Source organism: Allobosea sp. NPDC055332 (genome assembly GCF_053645455.1).
In genome coordinates, this window is sequence record NZ_JBSHMO010000005.1 from 390,654 (window position 1) to 409,991 (window position 19,338).

Annotated in this window: 16 protein-coding genes; 10 read left to right on the forward strand and 6 right to left on the reverse strand. The window is 67.5% G+C overall.

The features are described 5' to 3' along the window. Entirely contained in the window at positions 1–1,245 is a 1,245-nt protein-coding gene (locus ACWIGM_RS27325) for a Zn-dependent hydrolase (RefSeq protein ID WP_454029118.1), read from the reverse strand. Between the two features lie 392 nt (positions 1,246–1,637). Between ACWIGM_RS27325 and ACWIGM_RS27330 the strand changes: the two genes are divergently transcribed. The 5 genes from ACWIGM_RS27330 to ACWIGM_RS27350 all read left to right on the forward strand — a co-directional run bounded on the left by ACWIGM_RS27330 (position 1,638) and on the right by ACWIGM_RS27350 (position 6,319). Continuing rightward, positions 1,638–2,573 carry a sugar ABC transporter substrate-binding protein gene (locus ACWIGM_RS27330; protein ID WP_454029119.1) on the forward strand — a complete coding sequence of 312 codons (936 nt, stop codon included), beginning with the start codon at positions 1,638–1,640 and terminating at the stop codon, positions 2,571–2,573. A gap of 69 nt (positions 2,574–2,642) precedes the next feature. After that, positions 2,643–3,791, forward strand: a complete 1,149-nt coding sequence (locus ACWIGM_RS27335; RefSeq protein ID WP_454029120.1) for an ABC transporter permease — start codon at positions 2,643–2,645, stop codon at positions 3,789–3,791. Positions 3,792–3,793: 2 nt separating this feature from the next. Further along, positions 3,794–4,588 (forward strand): ATP-binding cassette domain-containing protein, encoded by a 795-nt coding sequence (locus tag ACWIGM_RS27340; protein ID WP_454029121.1) that lies wholly within the window; start codon positions 3,794–3,796, stop codon positions 4,586–4,588. A gap of 50 nt (positions 4,589–4,638) precedes the next feature. After that, on the forward strand, positions 4,639–5,751 hold the full coding sequence (locus tag ACWIGM_RS27345) for a Gfo/Idh/MocA family protein (RefSeq protein ID WP_454029122.1): 1,113 nt from the start codon (positions 4,639–4,641) through the stop codon (positions 5,749–5,751). Positions 5,752–5,863: 112 nt separating this feature from the next. Then, positions 5,864–6,319 carry a MarR family winged helix-turn-helix transcriptional regulator gene (locus tag ACWIGM_RS27350; protein WP_454029123.1) on the forward strand — a complete coding sequence of 152 codons (456 nt, stop codon included), beginning with the start codon at positions 5,864–5,866 and terminating at the stop codon, positions 6,317–6,319. A gap of 105 nt (positions 6,320–6,424) precedes the next feature. On the opposite strand, the gene phnN is transcribed toward ACWIGM_RS27350, so the two are convergent. Continuing rightward, positions 6,425–8,467: a phosphonate metabolism protein/1,5-bisphosphokinase (PRPP-forming) PhnN gene (gene phnN, locus ACWIGM_RS27355; protein WP_454029124.1), complete on the reverse strand. Its 2,043-nt coding sequence runs from the start codon at positions 8,465–8,467 to the stop codon at positions 6,425–6,427. 7 nt (positions 8,468–8,474) lie between these two features. Then, positions 8,475–9,308: a carboxylating nicotinate-nucleotide diphosphorylase gene (nadC, locus tag ACWIGM_RS27360; RefSeq protein ID WP_454029125.1), complete on the reverse strand. Its 834-nt coding sequence runs from the start codon at positions 9,306–9,308 to the stop codon at positions 8,475–8,477. A gap of 391 nt (positions 9,309–9,699) precedes the next feature. Between nadC and ACWIGM_RS27365 the strand changes: the two genes are divergently transcribed. From ACWIGM_RS27365 to ACWIGM_RS27380, 4 genes are read left to right on the forward strand one after another with little or no spacing between them, the layout of a single operon-like run. Further along, positions 9,700–11,184, forward strand: coding sequence for a 6-hydroxynicotinate reductase (locus ACWIGM_RS27365; RefSeq protein WP_454029126.1), 1,485 nt, complete (start codon positions 9,700–9,702; stop codon positions 11,182–11,184). Positions 11,185–11,188: 4 nt separating this feature from the next. After that, positions 11,189–12,076: a UPF0280 family protein gene (locus ACWIGM_RS27370; protein WP_454029127.1), complete on the forward strand. Its 888-nt coding sequence runs from the start codon at positions 11,189–11,191 to the stop codon at positions 12,074–12,076. Continuing rightward, complete coding sequence (locus tag ACWIGM_RS27375; protein WP_454029128.1) at positions 12,069–12,653, forward strand: amino acid synthesis family protein; 585 nt, start codon at positions 12,069–12,071, stop codon at positions 12,651–12,653. Before ACWIGM_RS27370 ends, ACWIGM_RS27375 begins: the two co-directional genes overlap by 8 nt. Continuing rightward, a complete protein-coding gene (locus tag ACWIGM_RS27380) occupies positions 12,650–13,234 on the forward strand; it encodes an amino acid synthesis family protein (RefSeq protein WP_454029129.1) in 585 nt (194 codons plus the stop codon). Before ACWIGM_RS27375 ends, ACWIGM_RS27380 begins: the two co-directional genes overlap by 4 nt. Positions 13,235–13,364: 130 nt before the next feature. On the opposite strand, the gene ACWIGM_RS27385 is transcribed toward ACWIGM_RS27380, so the two are convergent. From ACWIGM_RS27385 to ACWIGM_RS27395, 3 genes are all read right to left on the reverse strand, one after another. Continuing rightward, positions 13,365–16,889: a molybdopterin cofactor-binding domain-containing protein gene (locus ACWIGM_RS27385; RefSeq protein WP_454029130.1), complete on the reverse strand. Its 3,525-nt coding sequence runs from the start codon at positions 16,887–16,889 to the stop codon at positions 13,365–13,367. After that, positions 16,886–17,377, reverse strand: a complete 492-nt coding sequence (locus tag ACWIGM_RS27390) for a (2Fe-2S)-binding protein (protein WP_454029131.1) — start codon at positions 17,375–17,377, stop codon at positions 16,886–16,888. Before ACWIGM_RS27390 ends, ACWIGM_RS27385 begins: the two co-directional genes overlap by 4 nt. A 249-nt stretch (positions 17,378–17,626) precedes the next feature. After that, positions 17,627–18,823 (reverse strand): amidohydrolase family protein, encoded by a 1,197-nt coding sequence (locus ACWIGM_RS27395; protein WP_454029132.1) that lies wholly within the window; start codon positions 18,821–18,823, stop codon positions 17,627–17,629. Between the two features lie 151 nt (positions 18,824–18,974). Between ACWIGM_RS27395 and fdxA the strand changes: the two genes are divergently transcribed. After that, complete coding sequence (gene fdxA / locus ACWIGM_RS27400; RefSeq protein ID WP_454029133.1) at positions 18,975–19,304, forward strand: ferredoxin FdxA; 330 nt, start codon at positions 18,975–18,977, stop codon at positions 19,302–19,304. Positions 19,305–19,338 lie beyond the last annotated feature (34 nt).

Consider the following 19,338-nt stretch of genomic DNA (forward strand, 5'->3'; position numbering starts at 1 on the left):
TTAGCGATCCGCCCGCGCCACCACCGTGTGCAGCAGCACGTTGAGACCGGGTTCCAGGTCGTCGGGCGTGCACAGCTCCTGATTGTTGTGGGTGATTCCGCCCTTGCAGGGCGCGAAGATCATCGTCGCCGGCGCGTGGCGGGCGACGAAATAGGCGTCGTGCCCGGCCTGACTCAGGATATCGCGCGTGCGGTAGCCGAGGCCCAGCGAGGTGGACCGGACCTGCTCGATCAGCTCCTCGGCGAAAACCTTGCCGCCCCAGTTCCAGACATCGAGGATCTCGGCGGTGCAATCGGCCCGCGCCGCCGCCTCATGGACAGCGCGGCGCACGCGCTCGGCCATCACCGCGGTCGCTTCCGGATCGGCATGGCGGACGTCGCAGGTCGCCTGTGCCCAGTCGGAGAGGATACCGGGCTTGTTCGGCCAGGCTACGAGTCGCGAGGCGGTCGCCTTGCCGCCGCTGCCGGCATGCTCCCAGCCGAGATCATCGACCGCGACCAGCAGGCGCGCGCCGGCAATCAGCGCATTCCTGCGCCGCTCCATCGGCCAGGGGCCGGTATGGGCGGTCTCGCCCTTGAATTCGACCAGCATGCCGGTGCTGGCAAAACCGCCAGTGACGACGCCGACCTGCATGCCCTCGCGGTCGAGGATCGGGCCCTGCTCGATATGGAACTCGACATAGGCGTCGAAGGGGTGGGGCGCCTGCTCCATCTCACCGCGATAGCCGATGCGGTCGAGCTCCTCGCCGATGGTCCTGCCGTCATCGTCGCGTCGGCCCAGCGCCCACTCCAGCGTATAGGCGCCGGTGAAGCAGCCCGAGCCGACCATCGGCGGTGAGAAGCGCCCGCCCTCCTCATTGGTCCAGTTGACGACCTCGATCGGCCGCTTGGTGCGATGGCCGAGTTGGTCGAGCGTCCGGCAGACCTCGAGCCCGCCCAGCACGCCGGCGATGCCGTCAAAGCGCCCGCCATTCACCTGCGTGTCGAGATGGCTGCCCATCACCACCGGCGGCAGGCTGTCGTCCTGTCCGGCCCGGCGCGCGAAGATGTTGCCGATGCCGTCGATACGCACGCTCAGGCCCGCCTGCCGGCACCAGTCGATGAAGACGTCGCGCGCCTCTTTGTCGGAATCGCCCAGCGCCAGCCGCGAAAGCCCACCCGGCCGACCGATGCCGATCTCGCCTGAGCGCTCGATCGTCGTCCAGAAGCGCCCGATGTCGATGCGCGCGGTCGCTGGCAGGCTCATGAATTCCCCCAATCTCCGGCGCTGATGGCGCCGCTTCGATCACCGACAATCGAGGCCGCAACTGGCTTCTGGCAAATCGATATTGGTGATGGGTTTCTCCGGTCCGGGTGGCACGGACAGGGGCACGTGCCGGTATGTCAGTGACGCAGAAGGCGCTTGACAGGTGTGCATGCGCAATGGAATGATTGTTCCATTGAATATTGAAAACGGTTTTTTTGTTTCGTTTTGAATGAAGCGCAGAGTCGGCGGTCGCGCCTGGCGCGTCCTCCTTCCTTCGCCATCCCGGGCGGTCCGCGACGCTTCGCGGCCCGCCAAATCGCCCGAAAACCGGCCGATCGCACCCGATCGGACCGATAACGAATGCGGGGAACATCCCCGCAAGGGAGGATGAGATGAAGCGTTTTCTCGCAGGGATGATTGCTGCCGCCGCCATCGCGGTCGCAGGAGCGACGCCGAGCGTCGCGCAGCAGACCAGGATCATCGTCGTCAGCCATGGCCAGGCCGCCGACCCGTTCTGGTCGGTGGTCAAGAACGGCGTCGCCAAGGCAGCTGCCGACCTGAAAGTCGCGGTCGACTACCGCGCGCCCGAGACCTTCGACATGGTCGCGATGAGCCAGTTGATCGACGCCGCGGTGAACCAGAAGCCGGCCGGCCTTGTCGTCTCGATCCCCGACGCCTCGGCGCTCGGCCCGTCGATCCAGAAGGCGGTCGCCGCCGGCATCCCGGTGATCTCGATGAATTCCGGCTCCGATGTCTCGAAGAAGCTCGGCGCCCTCCTGCATGTCGGCCAGGACGAGTTCGACGCCGGCAAGGCCGCCGGCGAGAAGCTCGCCAGCATGGGCGGCAAGGTCGGCGTCTGCGTCAACCACGAGGTCGGCAATGTCGCGCTCGATCTGCGCTGCAAGGGTTTTGCCGAGGGCTTCAAGGGCAAGGTCACCGTCCTGCCGGTCTCGAACGATCCCTCCGAGATCCGCTCCAAGGTCAAGGCGGCGCTCTCCGACGCCAGCGTCGACACGGTGATGGCGCTGAGCGCCTCGCTCGGCGGCGAGCCGACCCTGGCGGGCGTCAAGGAAGCCGGCAAGATCAGCTCGGTTCGCGTCGCGACCTTCGATCTCTCGGCCAATTTCCTCAAGGCGATCGTGGCGGGCGAGGCAGCCTTCGGCATCGACCAGCAGCAGTTCCTGCAGGGCTATCTGCCGGTCGCCTTCCTGGCGCTCAACGCCGAATACGGGCTCGTTCCCGGTGGCAATGTTCCGTCCGGCCCGAACCTCGTCACCAAGGAGAAGGCGGCCCAGGTCGTCGACCTCTCGGCCAAGGGCATCCGCTGAGGCTGCATGGGCGGCGCTGACCCGCGCCGCCCTTCCTTCCGGATCGTTCAGAAGCTGAAGGTGCGCGCCATGGCCACGTCGACCGCCGATCTCGCCGCGGGCGCGTCCCGTTCCACCGACCCGGCCGCAGAGGCCCGCGACGAACGTTTGCGCCGCGTCTCGCTGATCGCCCGATTGATGCGCCGGCCAGAATTGGGGGCGGTCGCCGGCCTCGTCCTGGTCACCGTCTTCTTCGGCCTCACCGCCAACCCGGCGATGTTCACCCTCGCCGGGGTGATGACCGTGCTCTCGCCGGCGGCCCAGCTCGGCATCCTCGCCATTGCGGCGGCGCTGCTGATGATCGGCGGCGAGTTCGACCTCTCGATCGGCTCGATGATCGCCTTCGCCGGCCTCGTCTTCGGCGCGCTGATCGTAGTCGGCGACCTGCCGCTGCTGGCGGCGATCGTCGCGACTTTTCTCTTCGCCGGGCTGATGGGCGCGGTGAACGGGCAGATCGTCATCCGGACGCGCCTGCCCTCCTTCATCGTCACCCTCGCCTTCCTGTTCATCCTGCGCGGGCTTTCGCTGGTCGGGCTGAAATGGGCGACCGGCGGCTCGACGCAGTTGCGCGGCATCGGCGAGAAAGCGGGCACAGGCGTGGTGCGCGAGCTCTTCTCCGGCCAGGCGCTGGAGGGGCTGTTCGCCTGGCTGGCGCAGGCCAACTGGATCGCCAAGTTCCCGAACGGCACGCCGACCGTGACCGGCGTTCCCGTCGGAGTCCTCTGGTTCCTCGCCATCGCGGCGCTCGCGACCTATGTCCTGCTGCGCACCCGCTTTGGCAACTGGATCTTCGCCGCGGGCGGCGACCCCAATGCGGCCCGCAATTCCGGCGTGCCGGTGAACATGGTCAAGACGACCCTGTTCGTGCTGACCGCCTGCGCCGCCACCCTCGTCGCCATCCTGACCGTGCTCGACGCCGGCTCGACCGATGCCCGCCGCGGCTTCCAGAAGGAGTTCGAGGCGATCATTGCCGCAGTGATCGGCGGCTGCCTGCTCACCGGCGGCTATGGCTCGGCGGTCGGTGCTTTCTTCGGCGCGATCATCTTCGGGATGGTCTCGATCGGCCTGACCTACACCAGCTTCGACAGCGACTGGTTCCAGGTCTTCCTTGGCGGGATGCTGCTGCTCGCCGTGCTGTTCAACAACTTCATCCGCCGCAAGGCGACAGGGGAGCGCTGAACATGACGACAGCTCCGGAACAGACGCCCCTCATCGAGGTCCGCGATATCGTCAAGCATTTCGGCTCGGTGATCGCGCTCTCGGGCGTCTCGCTCAAGGTCTCCGCCGGCGAGGTGCTCTGCCTGCTCGGCGACAACGGCGCCGGCAAGTCGACGCTGATCAAGACGCTTTCCGGCTGCCACCGGCCGAGCTCGGGCGAGTTCCTGGTCGAGGGCCGGCCGGTCGCCTTCTCCAGCCCGCGCGACGCGCTCGATGCCGGCATCGCCACCGTCTACCAGGACCTGGCGATGATCCCGCTGATGTCGATCACGCGGAATTTCTTCATGGGCCGCGAGCCGATCCGCGGCTTCGGCCCGCTGAAATGGATCGATTTCGACCTCGCCCATGCGGTGACGCGCGACGAGATGCACAGGATCGGCATCGATATCCGCGATCCGCATCAGGCGGTCGGCACGCTATCGGGTGGCGAGCGCCAATGCGTCGCCATCGCCCGCGCCGTCTATTTCGGCGCCAAGGTGCTGATCCTGGACGAACCGACCTCGGCGCTCGGCGTCGCCCAGACCTCGATGGTGCTGAAATACATCAACCTCGTCCGCGCCAAGGGGTTGGGCGTGATCTTCATCACCCATAATGTCCGCCACGCCTATGCCGTCGGCGACCGCTTCACCGTGCTCAACCGTGGCAAGACGCTCGGCACCTACGCCAAGTCGGGGATCGCCATGGACGAGCTGCAGAACCTGATGGCCGGCGGCAAGGAATTGCAGGCGGTCTCCGAGGAGCTCGGCGGCACGGTCTAACGGCTGGCGATTATCCGGTCCTTCCTTCCTCTTCGCTACGGAGATTGCTCATGCGCGCGCTCGGCGTCGGCCTGATCGGCACCGGCTATATGGGCAAGTGCCATGCCCTGGCCTGGAATGCGGTCGCGCCCGTCTTCGGCGACGTGCCCCGTCCTAAGCTCGCGGTGCTTTGCGAGGTCGACGAAGCCCTGGCGGCGCAGCGCGCCGGCGAGTTCGGCTTCACTGAGTCGACTGCCGACTGGAAGGCGCTCATCGCCCATCCCGATGTCGACGTCGTCTCGATCACCACGCCTAATGCCTTCCATGCGCAGATGGCGATCGCGGCGCTTGCCGCCGGCAAACATGTCTGGTGCGAGAAGCCGATGGCGACGAGCCTTGGCGATGCACAGGCGATGCTGGCGGCGGCGAAGGCGGCCGGCACGATCGCCGCGCTCGGCTACAACTACATCCAGAACCCGGCGATCCGGCTGGCGCAGCGCCTGATCGCCGAGGGCACGATCGGGCCGGTCAACCACGTCCGCGTCGAGATGGACGAGGACTTCATGGCCGATGCCGGCGCGCCGTTCTCCTGGAAGAGCGAGGCAGCGTCCGGTCATGGCGCGCTCGACGATTTCGGTGTGCACGCCTTCTCGCTGATCAAGGTGCTGATCGGCGAGGTCGACGCGGTCATGGCCGACATGGCCAAACCCTATGCCGAGCGTCCGCTCGCGGCCGGCGGCAGCCGCGCGGTCGAGACGCACGACATCGCCACCCTGCTGCTGCGCCTGTCTTCCGGGGCCTCCGGACTCGTCGCGCTCAACCGCTCGGCCTGGGGCCGCAAGGGCCGGATCGCGCTGCAGGTCTTTGGCGCGAAGGGCACGATCGCCTATGACCAGGAGCGGATGAACGAGATCGAGCTCTACACTGCCGAGGGCGCCAGCGATCTCCAGGGCTTCCGCCGCATCCTGACCGCCCCGGCACATGAGCCCTATGGCCGCTTCATCCCGGCGCCCGGCCACGGTCTCGGCTTCAACGAGCTCAAGATCATCGAATGCCACGAATTGCTGCGTGCCATCGCCGGCGCGCCCGCGCATCTCCTCGATTTCGAGGCCGGCCTGCGCATCGAGTGCACGGTCGATGCCGCCGCCAGGAGTGTCAGGGAGGGACGCTGGACGACAGTCTGAGGACCTGCTTCGCTGATGTCGTGGACGAAGCGTGATTCTCGGCGATCCAGCCGGTTCCGATCGCCAGGAAAGCGCGCTAGGAATATCGTTCGTATACGAACGAGGATCAGTGATGGCGCGACCGAGCAGTGCGGCCGAGACGCCCGAACCCACGGAAGAGATCTATGATCTCGCCGAGCAGGTCGGCTTCATCATGCGCCAGGCGGCGCAGCGCCATGTCTCGATCTTCAACGAGATCATGGGCAGCGACCTGACGCCGACGCAATGGGCGGTGCTGGCGCGGCTCTATCAGGATGGCGGCTCCTCGCAGAACCTGCTGGGACGCCAGACCGCGATGGACGCCGCCACGATCAAGGGCGTGGTCGACCGCCTGCTCAAGCGCAAGCTGGTCCAGACCAAGCCCGATCCGGAGGATGGCCGCCGGCTCATCGTCGAGCTCAGCCCGGCCGGCGTCGACTACACCCGTGAATTGCTGCCCAAGGCGGAGACGGTGACCAAGGTGACGCTGGCGCCGCTCGCGACCAACCAGCGGGCGACGCTGGTCGCGCTGTTGAAGCAGCTGCGCTGAGGTTTCCGTCATTGCGAGCGTAGCGAAGCAATCCAGGGGACGTAGAGCGAGCCCTTCTAGATTGCTTCGTCGCTTTGCTCCTCGCAATGACGAGGGCTGATGCCACTAGCCGATCACGTAGCAATCGCAGCTGTCCGCCATCGCCTTGGCCTCGTCGAGATCGCTCGAGGCGCTGGCGTGGATGGCGAAGAGCGGATCGCCCGCTGCAACGCGGTCGCCGACATGGCGGCGCAGATCGATGCCGGCCGCCTTGTCGAAGGGCGCACCGGCGCGCCGTGCGATTCCCGCGACCGCCCAACCGTCGATCTCGCTGACCACCCCGGCCTTGGGCGAGCGCACGGTATGGACCAGCAGCCCCGGCGCCACCGGCGGCTCGCGCCGCCCCTGCGCATCGATGATCCGCTCGAAGGTGGCCCGTGCCGCGCCTGAGCGCAGCAACTCCTCCGCCCGTGCCCGTCCGGCCGCGACCGAGCCGAGCGCCGGATCCCAGGCCAGGATGCGGCTGGCGAAGAACAGCGCCTTCTCGACCAGATCGGCTGGCGCCTGTGGATCGTTGTCGAGCACCCAGCCGACATCGCGGCATTCCAGCGCGGGGCCGATGCCACGCCCGATCGGGCGGCTGCCATCGGTCGGGAAGGCGTTGACGACAAGGCCGAGCCCGCTGCCTACCGTCTCGAACAACTGTGCCAGCTCGGCGGCCTCGGCCTCGCTCTTCAGCTTGGCGCGCGGGCCATAGGGCAGGTCGACGATGACATGGGTCGAGCCGGCCGTGAGCTTCTTCGACAGGATCGAGGCGACCGACCAGCGATTCGAATCGATGCCGAGCGGCCGTGTGATTGCGTTCATCACGTCGTCGACCACGGAATGGTTGAGCCGCCCGTTCCAGGCGATGCAGCCGCGGGCTTTTTCCACGCAAGCACGCAACTCGGCCGGGTTGAGCTCGACGCGGGCGAGCGCCTCCATCGCATCGGCCGTGCCCGCCGCCGAGGTGATGGCGCGCGACGAGGTCTTCGGCATCAGGAAGGCGCCATGGGCCGCGACGATCGGCACGACGATCAGGGTGATCCGGCTGCCGGGAATCCCACCCATCGAATGCTTGTCGACGACGATGCTGTCGGGCCAGGTGATCTTTTGGGCGAAGCGGGTGCGCACCCGCGCCAGTGCGATGACCTCGTCGTCGGAGAGCTTCTGCGTCGCCGCGACCAGGAAAGCCGCGACCTCGCCATCGGGATAGCGGGCCTCGACGATGTCGCGGATCAGCGTGTGGTACTGCGCCTCAGTGAGCTCGCCGCCCTGGATCTTGCGGGTCAGCGCTGCCCGGCTCTCCGGTGAGGGTGTCCGCCTGATAGTGACCTCGCTGCCTTCCAGCAGACTAAGCTCGTCGAAGGCCTCGGCCGAGAGGCCGATCTCGTCGCCGCCGAGCAAAGCGGGCGAGTCGACCACCTGCACGCCAGAGCGGATGCTGGCGCCGATACCCGAAATCTCGATCCGGCCCGGGCCGAGATAGTCGAAGCCGTTGACGATCTCGCCCTTGGCCGGGAGATAGGCGCAATGCGCCCGTCCCGCGAAGAGCGGCAGGCGGCGCAGGCGCATCGTGTTGGCGGCCGCCTCGACCGCGGCGACGAAGCGCTCGATCCCGATCTCCACGCTCTGATCATTGCAGATCGTCGCCGCCCTGATGCCCTCCGGGCGCGGCTCGACCGTGCGCGACAGGCGCTTCTCGATGGCTTCGCCGCTCTCGCGGCCGCGCCCGGCGATGCGGGCGGCGAGCACTTCGGGCGGCGCGGTGACCTCGACCACGACGAAGCGCGGCAGCCGGGCGGCGAGCGCCGCGATCGTCGCGCGCGAGCCATTGGCGATGACGTTGCGGCCGGCCTCGACCAGCCGCTTCAACTCGGCCGGCAGCCCGTAGCGCAGGCCGTGGGCGCCCCAGGTGATCAGGAAATCGCCCCTGGCCTCGCGCGCGTCGAAAGCCTCGTCCGTGGCCGCTTCATGGTCCTCCCCCGGCGATCCCGCCGGGCGAGTGACGATGCGGCGCGCGAAGACATAACGGCCGGTCGGCTCCAGCAGGGTGCGGGCGCCGTCGATCAGCGAGTCCTTGCCGGCCCCGCTCGGGCCGACGACGAGGAAGAAGGTGCCTTGCCGCATTAGTTGCTCAGGCTTCGTCGAGGCCGATATCCACCGCCGGCGCCGACTGGGTGATCTTGCTGGTCGAGATATAGTCGACGCCGGTCCTGGAGATTGGGCCGATCGTGTCGATGTTGATGCCGCCGGAGGCCTCGACCTTGGCGCGACCGGCGATCAGCTCAACCGCCTTGGTCATGTCGGCGACCGACATGTTGTCGAGCATGATCACGTCGGCGCCGGCCTTGGCGGCCTCCTCGACCTGCTCGAGCCGGTCGCACTCGACCTCGAGCTTGGTCAGCACCGGCAGCTTCTTGCGGGCGCGCTCGACGGCGGCGGTGATGCTGCCGCAGACGGCGATGTGGTTGTCCTTGATCATCACGCCGTTATCGAGGCCGAGGCGGTGGTTCAGGCCGCCGCCGCAGGTCACGGCGTGCTTTTCCATCATGCGCAGGCCGGGCGTGGTCTTGCGGGTGTCGATCAGGCGCGCCTTGCTGCCGGCCATGGCCGCTGCATAGCGGGCGGTCTCGTTGGCGATGCCGGAGAGGCGCTGGGCGATGTTGAGCGCGGTTCGCTCGGCGGTAAGCACGCTGCGGGCGGAGCCTTCGATCTCGACCAGGATCGCGCCCTTCTCGACCTTGTCGCCATCCTTGACCAAGAGGGTCACCTTGAGCTCGGGATCGTAGCGCTTGAACACCCGCGCCGCGACCTCGACGCCAGCGACGATCATCGGCTCGCGGGCGTTCATGTGGAACTTGCCGGTCTCGCCCGGTTCGATCATCACCTGGACGGTGAGGTCGCAGGCGCCGATGTCCTCGACAAGCCAGTGGTCGATCAGGCGGTCCGTGGCGAAGACGTCATACATGGAAGGGTCCTCTCTCCCGCGGCACTGCCGCTCAAACATGTTTGTATGCAAACAATAGCAGCGGAAAAATTTGGCTGTCAATGCGCCATCGGTGCCGTCCGTGCAACAAGCAATCGCGTCATGCGGAGGTCATGTCCGCCGGCTACAAACCTCGCTCGGCGGCGCCGTAAATGATCTTGTATGCAAGATTTGAAGGCTGGGCCCTCCTCTCATCGACAAAACAGAACGAGTTCGGCCGTGGCGGCTGGAGCTGTGTGCCAATCCCGGGATCGGGCGTAGAATGCGCGGCCGTCCCGTGCCTTGCCGCTGTCTTGACTTGGTCCAAGAGGCGCGCCAGTATCGTTTGTACACAAACAAAATCCTTAAGACCCGCTCTGCGGGAGGATCAAGCATGGCGCTGGACGAAGCGAGCCCGGTCGCGGACGACAAGATCCGCTGCGATGCCTGCCCGGTGATGTGCTTCATCAAGCCGGGCGCCGTCGGCGCCTGCGATCGCTACGGCAATGTCGATGGCGAGTTGGTGCGGATGGAGCCGCATATCGTGCTCGAGCGCACGCTGGAGCATGGCGGCGAAATCGTTCCCTTCGCCGGATCGCGCGAGTGGGACGGCGAGATCGTCCACCAGCAGGGCACCTTCATCACGGCGATCGGCGCCGGCACCACCTATCCCGACTACAAACCCGCCCCGTTCATCGTCTCCTCCGAGGTCGACGGCGTCGACATGGTCACCGTCGTGACCGAGGGCATCTTCAGCTATTGCGGTGTGAAGGTGAAGATCGACACCGACCGCTTCCTCGGTCCGGAACAGGCGACGGTGCGCGTCGAGGGCGAGGCGATCGGCCACGTCACCACCGGCGAATACGGCTCGCAGATGCTGTCGCTCGGCGGCGTCCATCACCTCACCGGCGGCTCGAAGAAGGAGGGGCGCGTCACCTGCGACGCGCTGCTCCAGCTCAGCAACGGCAAGGCGGTCGAGCTCACCATCGACGATGGCGAGAGCGTGATCGTCCAGGCCGGCAAGCCGCCGATCGTCAACGGCATCCAGGAGAGCCGAATGCGCGTCGGCTGCGGCTCGGCGACGATCGGCATCTTCGCCAAGCAATGGCACGGCAAGGTCGACGAGGTCGTCGTCGTCGACGATCACATCACCGGCGTGCTTTCCGAGCACCAGGCCGGCAAGCTGCTCGGCATGGCCGGCACCGGCATCAAGCTGAAGGGCCGCCGCTCGACGCCCGGCCGCTACTTCCAGGTGGCGCAGCCCGGCACCGGCTGGGGCGGCACCAATATCAGCGATCCCCTGACCATTCTCGGGCCGTTCGATCCCAAGGTCGCCTATCCCGGCCTGCGCCTGCTGATGGTCTCGACCACCGGCGAGCACGCAGCCTATTACGAGCTCGACGAGAACCTCGTTCCGGTCGAGAGAGAGATGCCGCAGCCGCTGGTCGAGCCGGTCGAGCGCATCGCGGAGAATTGCGAGCCGGCGCTCTCCACGGTCCTCTTCATCGGCGGCGCCGGCGGTTCGCTGCGCGCTGGCGTCACCGAGAATCCGGTTCGCCTGACCCGCTCGGTCAAGGATGCGCTGACCTATGTCACCTGCGGCGGCGCCCCGGTCTATATCTGGCCGGGCGGCGGCATCACCTTCATGGTCGACGTCACCCGCCTGCCCGAGAACGCCTTCGGCTATGTGCCGACACCGGCGCTGGTCGCGCCGCTCGAATTCACCATGAGCCTGACCGATTACGAAGCGCTCGGCGGCCATATGGACGCGATCCAGCCGCTCGCTTCGCTCAAGGGCGGCAGCCGCCTGCGCCTGCCGCAGCGCCCGGACAATCCCTGGCCGTTGGCGCCGGAGCAGCCGCGCCGCTCGCTGGGGTAGGGCGATGTGGGAGAAGCCCTCCGCGCGTATCCTGCCGGATGGCAGGCGCCTGCTCCTGCAGCAGGGGCCGATCGATCTCGTCATCGAGGCGGTTGGCGAGCAAAGCGAGGTCAAGGCCGCGCATGAGGCTGCTATTCTCCGCTTCGATGGCCTTCTCGCCGAACTCTGCGACGAGTTGAAGCTGCTGCGCACGGCGGTGAGCCGGACGAGCCCGCTGCCGCTCGGGCCGGTCGCTTGGCGCATGCATGCGGCGGTCAGACCCTTCGCCGAGCGGAGCTTCATCACGCCGATGGCTGCCGTCGCCGGCTCTGTCGCGCAGGAGATCCTCGGCGTCATGTGCCAGGCCGCGCCGCTGCAGCGCGCCTATGTCAACAATGGCGGCGACATTGCCCTGCACCTCGCCGCCGGCGAGCAGTTCCGCATCGGGCTGGTGAAGCGGCCCGATCGGCCAGAGTTCTTCGCCACCGCGACGATCCGGCCTGAGGATGGCGTCGCCGGCATCGCGACTTCGGGCTATCCCGGCCGCAGCTTCTCGCTGGGGATCGCCGAGGCGGTGACGGTTATCGCCCCGACTGCCGCGATGGCCGACGCCGCCGCGACGGTGATCGCCAACGCGATCGATTTGCCCGGCCATCCCGCGGTCGAACGCCTCCCGGCCAATTCCATTCAGAGTGATAGCGACCTCGGCGAGCGCCTTGTGACCCGCAATGTCGGCCCGCTGACCACCTCGGAGATCGAGACCACGCTCGCCGCCGGCCTTGCCGAGGCTGAGCGCCTGCGTCAGGCAGGCCTGATCGTCTCGGCCGCCATGCATCTCAAGGGCGTGAGCCGCACGCTTGCCACCCCTATGATCGTTCAAGAAGACCCCGAGAGGAGACTTGCCCGTGCCTGAGATCGCCGTCCGTAAATATGCCGTGACCGTCGAGGAGATCCATCACGAGGGCGGCCCGGCCGCCGCGGTGCCGCTGAAGCGCGGCGCGGCGCTGGCGGTGATCGCCAACCCCTATGCCGGCCGCTATGTCGAGGACATCCAGGGCTTCATGGATGATCTCAAGCCCTTCGGCCTTGCGATGGCGCAGCGCCTGCTCGCCGCGATGGGCGGCGATGCCAAGGCGATCGAGGGCTATGGCAAGGGCGCCATTGTCGGCGCTGCCGGAGAGCTCGAGCACGGCGCGCTCTGGCATGTGCCGGGCGGCTACGCCATGCGCGAACTGCTGGGGGATGCCAAGGCGATCGTGCCCTCGACCAAGAAGGTCGGCGGCCCCGGCACGCGGCTCGACATTCCCGTCACCCACGTCAACGCATCCTATGTCCGCAGCCATTTCGACTCCTTCGAGATCGGCATCACCGATGCGCCTCGGGCCGATGAGTTGCTGTTCGCGCTGGTGATGACCACCGGTTCGCGCATCCACGCCCGTGTCGGTGGCCTCAAGGCGAGCGAGATCAAGGGTGAGGACGGCCTGCGATGAAAGCCAGGATCCGCAAGATCGTCACCGTTCTCGACGAGACCCATAGTGAGCTTGGCCGGCCCGTCTCGCCACCGATCAAGCGTGCCGCGGCTGTCGCCGTGATCGCCAACCCCTTCGCCGGCACCTATCAGGACGACCTGTCCGAACTGATCGATATCGGCGAAGAGCTCGGCGACCTGCTCGGCCGCCATGCGCTCGCCGCCCTCGGCATCGAGGGTGAGGCGGTCCAGGGCTATGGCAAGGCCGCCGCCGTCGGTGAGGATGGCGAATTGGAGCACGCCGCCGCGATCCTGCATCCCAAGCTCGGCGCGCCGCTGCGCAAGCTTCTCGGCAAGGCACCGGCGCTGATCCCCTCCTCGAAGAAGCGCGGCTCGCTCGGCGTTGTCCTCGACGTGCCGCTCGGCCACAAGGCGGCGGCCTATGTCCGCAGCCATTTCGACGGCATGGAAGTGCGCATCTCCGATGCGCCGCGCGCCGGCGAGATCGTCGTCGCGGTCGCCCTGACCAGCGGTGGCCGGCCGCTGCCACGCGTCGGCGGGCTCACCCATGCGGAGGCCAAGGGCGAGGACGGGCTGCGGTAGAGGCGGTCGCGCTCGAATCTCCACGTCATGCTCGCCCTTGTGGCGAGCATCCACGTCTTGAACACCACACGGGATTAGTGACGCGAAGGCGTGGATGGTCGGGACAAGCCCGACCATGACGGATAGGCGCTCAGTGCCCAGCCTTCCGCGCCCTTGCCACCGCCGCCTCGATCCCCTCCCAGCCCGGCTTCTCGGGCGCAAACCGCCCACGCAGATAGGCCGTGAGCTCCGTAAGCTGTCGATCGTCGAGCGCCGTGGCGAAGGAGGGCATCGAGCCGATGCCGTGCTGGCCGCCTTCGAGCAGCATGTTGACGAGATTGGCCGGCGTTCCCGCATGCAGCTTCGACGACAGTCCGAGTGCCGGCCCGGCATTGACGAGCGGCGCGGCGCGGCCGGTCTCGTGGCAAGCGGCGCAGGCGCCCTCATAGAGCCGTGCGATAGGTGAGGTCGCGGGATTGTTGGCCCGCGCGGTCTGTTGCTCGATCCGCGCCGCCAGCGCTTCGGCTTCAGCTGCGGGTAGCGTTTCGTTCAGGGACGCGAGATAGGTCGCCATCGCCCGGATATCGGTGTCGGGCAACTCCCTGAGCTCGGCGATCACCGGCGCCATCGGGCCTGCGGCTGCGCCGTGATGCTGCGAGGTGCCGGTCTTCAGATAGGCGTAAAGCTGCGCCTCGCTCCACGGAATCGGCCCGGCGGAGAGCTTGGTCAGCGCCGGTGCCTCCCAGCCCTCCGCCTCGCCGCCAGCGAGATAGGCACTGCCGCCCTTCTCGGCGCCGAGCACGTTGCGCGGTGTGTGACAGGCGCCGCAATGGCCGAGCCCGTCGACGAGATAACGCCCGCGGTTCCATTCAGCCGAGCGCGCCGGATCGGGCTTCAGCTCGCCGCCCCGGTTGAACAGCAGGTTCCAGCCGGCCAGAAGCGGGCGCAGGTTGAAGGGGAAGGTCAGCCGGCTCGGCTCGTTCTCCTGCCGCACCGCCGGCTGCGACATCAGGAAGGCATAGAGCGCCTGCAGGTCGGCCTCGCTCGCTTTGGCGAAGCTCGGATAGGGGAAGGCGGGGTAGAGCTGCCGGCCGTCGCGATGCAGGCCGGCGCGCATCGCCCGCTCGAAGGCGGCATAGGACCAGTTGCCGATACCGGTCTCGACATCGGGCGTGATGTTGGTGGTCATCACCGTGCCGAAGGGCGTCGGCAAAGCGAGTCCGCCGGCATAGAGGACGCCGTCCTTAGCCGTGTGGCAGACGGCGCAGGCGCCGAGCGCGGCGAGCTGGCGGCCGCGCTCGATCGTCGCCGCCGACCAGGTCGACGGATCCGGCCGCGCGATCGGGGCGATCGAGGGGGCGAAGGCAAGCGAGACGGCAGCAAAAGTAGCGGCGCCGGCCACGGCGGCGCCGAGCTTGCTCCACCAGGGCAGGCGTTTTGCCGGCTCGCGCGGTGGCGGCTTCAACAATTGCGTGCCGTTGAGGCCGGCAAGCACGCGCTCCGGCGTCAGCGGCAACTCGCGAAAGCGCACGCCGGTCGCATCGAAGACCGCGTTGACGATCGCCGCCGCGCTCGGGACGGAGGCGGATTCGCCCGCGCCCATCGGCGGCAGATGCTGGCGATCCATCAGCATGACGTCGATCGCCGGCAACTCCGGGAAGGTCAGCACCGAATAGGAGCCCCAGTCGCGGCTGGCGACGGCGGTGGTCTGCGAGAACGTCACCTCCTCGCGCAGCACCCGGCTGGTCGATTGCAGGACGTTGCCATGGATCTGGTGCGTCACCCCGGCAGGGTTGACCATCATGCCGGTGTCCTGGCCGACGGTGACGCGAGAGACGGTGACTTCGCCGGTGGTGCGGTTGACCGCGACATCGGCGACCCAGGCGGCCCAGGCGGCGCCGACGCCCGGCCAGCTGCCATGGACATAGCGCGCCTGGGCGAAGCCGCGCCCGCGCAGGATATCGCCGTCCTGCTCCATGCGCGGGCCGACATGCGGCTGCCAGTTCGCCCGCTCGGCGGTGGCGCGGGTCAATTCGGTGGCGCGCTCGTCATTGATGTGGCGCAGGCGGAACTCGACGGGATCGACCCCGGCCTCATGCGCGAGCTCGTCGATATAGCTCTCATGGGCGAAGACGTTCGGCATCGCCGAGACGCCGCGCAGCCAGGATGCGCGAACGATCGGCGGCATGTCATAGGCCGTCAGCCGCATGTTTTCGTAGTTGTAGGACGGCACCGCGGTGCGGTCGCCCATCCGCAGCGTCGCCGGCTGGTTCGGGATGCGTCCGGTCAGCAGTAGCGCCAGGGTCGGTGCGGCGTTGGACGGATACCAGGTGTGGAAGTCGTAGGCTTTCAGCGAGCCGCCCGGCCCGAGCCCGCCCTTGATGTCGATCAGCTGGGCCGCGCCCTTCGGTTCCCAAAGATGCTCTTGCTCGCGGGTGAGCTGGACCCGCACCGGCGCGCCGACCGCACGCGAGAGCAGCACCGCATCGGCGACGACATCGTCGGCGCAGTTGCGGCCATAGCAGCCGGCGGCCTCGAAGCGGATGACGTCGATCCGCTCCTTCGGCAGGCCAGTCAGCACGGCCAGGTCGTTCTGCAGCGGATAGGGGTTCTGGCTGCCGGTCCAGACGGTGATGCCGTCCGCGCGCACATCGGCGACGGCACAGGACGGGCCGATCGAGCCGTGCATGTGGTAGGGCCAGACATAGGTGCGGTCGAGGCGGGTCTCGAGGTTCTCCAGCGCGGCGTCGACATCGCCCTCCTCGGCGAGCAGGCGCGGCGTCGAGGGGTGCGTGCGCAGCGCCTGGCCGAGATCGGAGAGATCCGGCGGCGTGAACTCGCGCCATTGCGTCCGGAGCTTCGAGGCGGCCTCGGCCGCCCATTCCTCACGCTCGGCGACGATGCCGATGAAGTCGCCCTCGACCACTAAAGCGCGGATGCCGGGCACGTCGGCGATCGAGTCATGATCGACCGCGATCAGGCTCCTGCCGACGAAGTCGCCGGCATCCATGCCGGCATAGGGCGGGCGCACCACCCGGCCATGCAGCACCCCGGCCACGCGGACATCGTGGACGTAAGTGAAGCTGCCGGTGACCTTGGCGGGGATGTCGATGCGGGCGACCGAGCGGCCGACCAGCTTGTGCCGGTCGACCTGCTTGAACTCAGCGCTTTCGGCCAGCGGCAACAGGATGCGCTCATTGGCGAGCAGCATATCGAGGGTTATCGCAGGCGTGGTCTCGCCCCTGCGCGAGATCACGCCGTCGCTCAGCGCAATCTCGTCCTCGCTGCAACTGAGCGCGGCAGCTGCGAGGGTGATCAGCCTGGCGCGGATCTGCGTCGCCGCGATCCGTATCGCCAGCGAGGTGACCTGGATCGTCTCGCTGGCGATGGTCGGGCCCTGATCGGGCGTCTCGGCGGTGTCACCGAGCACCATCTCGATCGCCTCGAACGGGAAATCGAGCTCCTCCGCCACCATCTGGGCGAGGGCCGTGCGGATGCCGGTGCCGAGGTCGACATGGCCGTTGAAAGCGAGGACGCGGCCTTCCGCCGTCAGGCAGACATGCAAATCGAGCCCGTCCTCGGGTGCGGTGTCGGCGGCCGCGCCCTTGCGCGGTGCGACCACGCCGATCACGCCAGCGCGCTTCAGTAGTGTCTTGCGTGAGAGGGGCTCGCTCATGGCGCCGTCACATCCTGCCGGCCGCGCTCGGCGGCGAGCAGCACCGCTTTGACGATCTCGACATGGGTGCCGCAGCGGCAAAGATTATGGCGCAGCGCCTCGCGCACCTCCGCCTCGCTTGGATCGGGCTGGACGTCGAGGAAGGCCTTCGCGGTCATCACCATGCCGGCGATGCAGTAGCCGCATTGCGCCGCCTGCGCGTCGATGAAGGCCTGCTGGATTAGGTGCGGCGCTTCCACGCTGCCGAGCCCTTCGAGCGTGACGATCTCGCGGTCTTCCGCCAGCCTGAGCGGCAGAGCACAAGCGCGCGCCGCCTGACCGTCGACCAGCACGGTGCAGGCACCGCATTCGCCGAGGCCGCAACCGAATTTCGGGCTGTTGAGCGCGAGGTCGTTGCGCAGGAAGAACAATAGCGGCGTCTGGGCTTCGCCCTCGACCTCATGGCTCGCGCCGTTGACGCGAAGCGTGAAGCGCTTCGTCGTCCTCATGGCTCGCCCGAGCGGGGCGAGGCGCGCCTGATCGTTCTGATCGTCACGGCCACCGAGATCGTTCGTATACGAATGAGAATAATGACAAATCGGAGTGGGCTGCAAGCGGGATTTCGGGCGCCAAGGCATACTGCCGTCATGCTCGCCCTTGTGGCGAGCATCCACGTCTTGAACGCCGCGTCTGGCGAGGGAAGACAGGGATGGTCGGGACAAGCCCGACCATGACGGGGAGGTGCGGGGAACAGCCGCTCAATGCCCCACAGACGGGATCTTCTCCGCCGGTGGGGTGTTGCGGCTGATGCCGCTGCGGACGATGCCGTCGATCACGATCATGCCGATGCCGGGCAGGTCGCCAAGCTGGATCGAGTCGAGGAAGTTCCTGCCGGCCGAGTGCTGGGCCTTGTCCATGAAGACGAAATCGGCGGCGCGGCCGACCTCGATCAGCCCGCAATCGAGGCTGCGCATCCGGGCGGTATTACCGGTAGCGAAGCAGAACGCGATTTCGGCGGGGACATCGCCGAGCGAGGATAGCATCGAGACCATGCGGACGATGCCGAGCGGTTGCACGCCCGAGCCCGCCGGCCCGTCGGTACCGAGGATGACGCGCTTGAGATCGCCCATCTCGCGGGCGACGCGCAGCGTATAGAGCGCGGCACGCTCATTGCCGTTATGCACCAGTTCGAGGCCGCGCTTGCAGCCCTCGCAGATGCAGCGGATTTCCTTGTCCGGCAAGGCAGTGTGGCCGCCATTGATGTGGCCGACCACGTCGGTATCGGCTTCCAGCACCACGTCGGCGCCGATCAGTCCGGAGCCGGGGATCGAGGGGCCGCCGGTGTGGATGGTCGACTGGATCCCGTATTTGCGGGCCCAGGCCACCATCTCCCGGGCGCGCGCGCCGTCCTTGACGCCACCGAGACCGACCTCGCCGAGCAGCTTCACGCCGGCATCGGCCAGATCCTTGAAGTCCTGCTCGACCATGCCGGGCTCGATCACCGGCGCGCCGGCATGGACCTTGACGCCGCCAGGGCGGAAGGCGGTGAAGGCGCGCTGCGCGTAGATCGCCATGGCTTTCAGGCCGACGATGTCCTTGGGCCGGCCGGGCGTATGCACCTCGCCAGCCGAGATCATGGTGGTGACGCCGCCATGCATGGTCGAGTCGATCCAGCCGAGCTGGTTCTGGCGCGGCGTCCAGTCGCCGGCGACCGGGTGGACATGGCTGTCGATCAGCCCGGGCGAGAGCACCGTGCCGTTGGCGTCGATGACGGTGTCGGCCTGGTCTGTGTCGAGATCCTTGAATCGGCCGACCGCAGCGATCCGGCCGCCGATCGCGACGAGCGTGTCGGCTTCGAGGATCGGACGCTCGATGTCGCCGGAGAGCATCAGGCCGATATTCTTCACCACCAGCTTGTGGGTGCTGCTGACCGTCGTCGCCTGCTGTTCAGCCATCGTATCCGCCCTGTCGTCGTTGTCTGAAACCTGCCGCCATCCTCATCGCCACAAGCCCGATTGACAAGCGCGGTGGGACGCGACATATTGTTTGTATACGAATGAATTTCTGCCCCGTCCGGACCCGGCTGTCAAGCAGCAAGGATCGCGCATGCCTTACGCCGTCACCAGCGCCTGCATCCGTTGCAAGTACATGGATTGCGTCGAGGTCTGTCCGGTCGACTGCTTCTATGAGGGCGAGAACATGCTCGCCATCCATCCCGACGAGTGCATCGACTGCGGCGTCTGCGAGCCGGAATGCCCGGCCGAGGCGATCATCGCCGACAGCGCCGACGGCGCCGAGCAATGGCTGGCGCTGAACGCAAGGCTGGCGCCGCTCTGGCCGAACATCACGCAGAAGAGCGAGCCGCCGGCCGATGCCGACGACTGGAAGGGAATACCGGACAAGATCGACCTGCTTTCCGAACGTCCGGCACTATGATATTGAGTGGCCTGCATCCGATAATCTGCTAAAT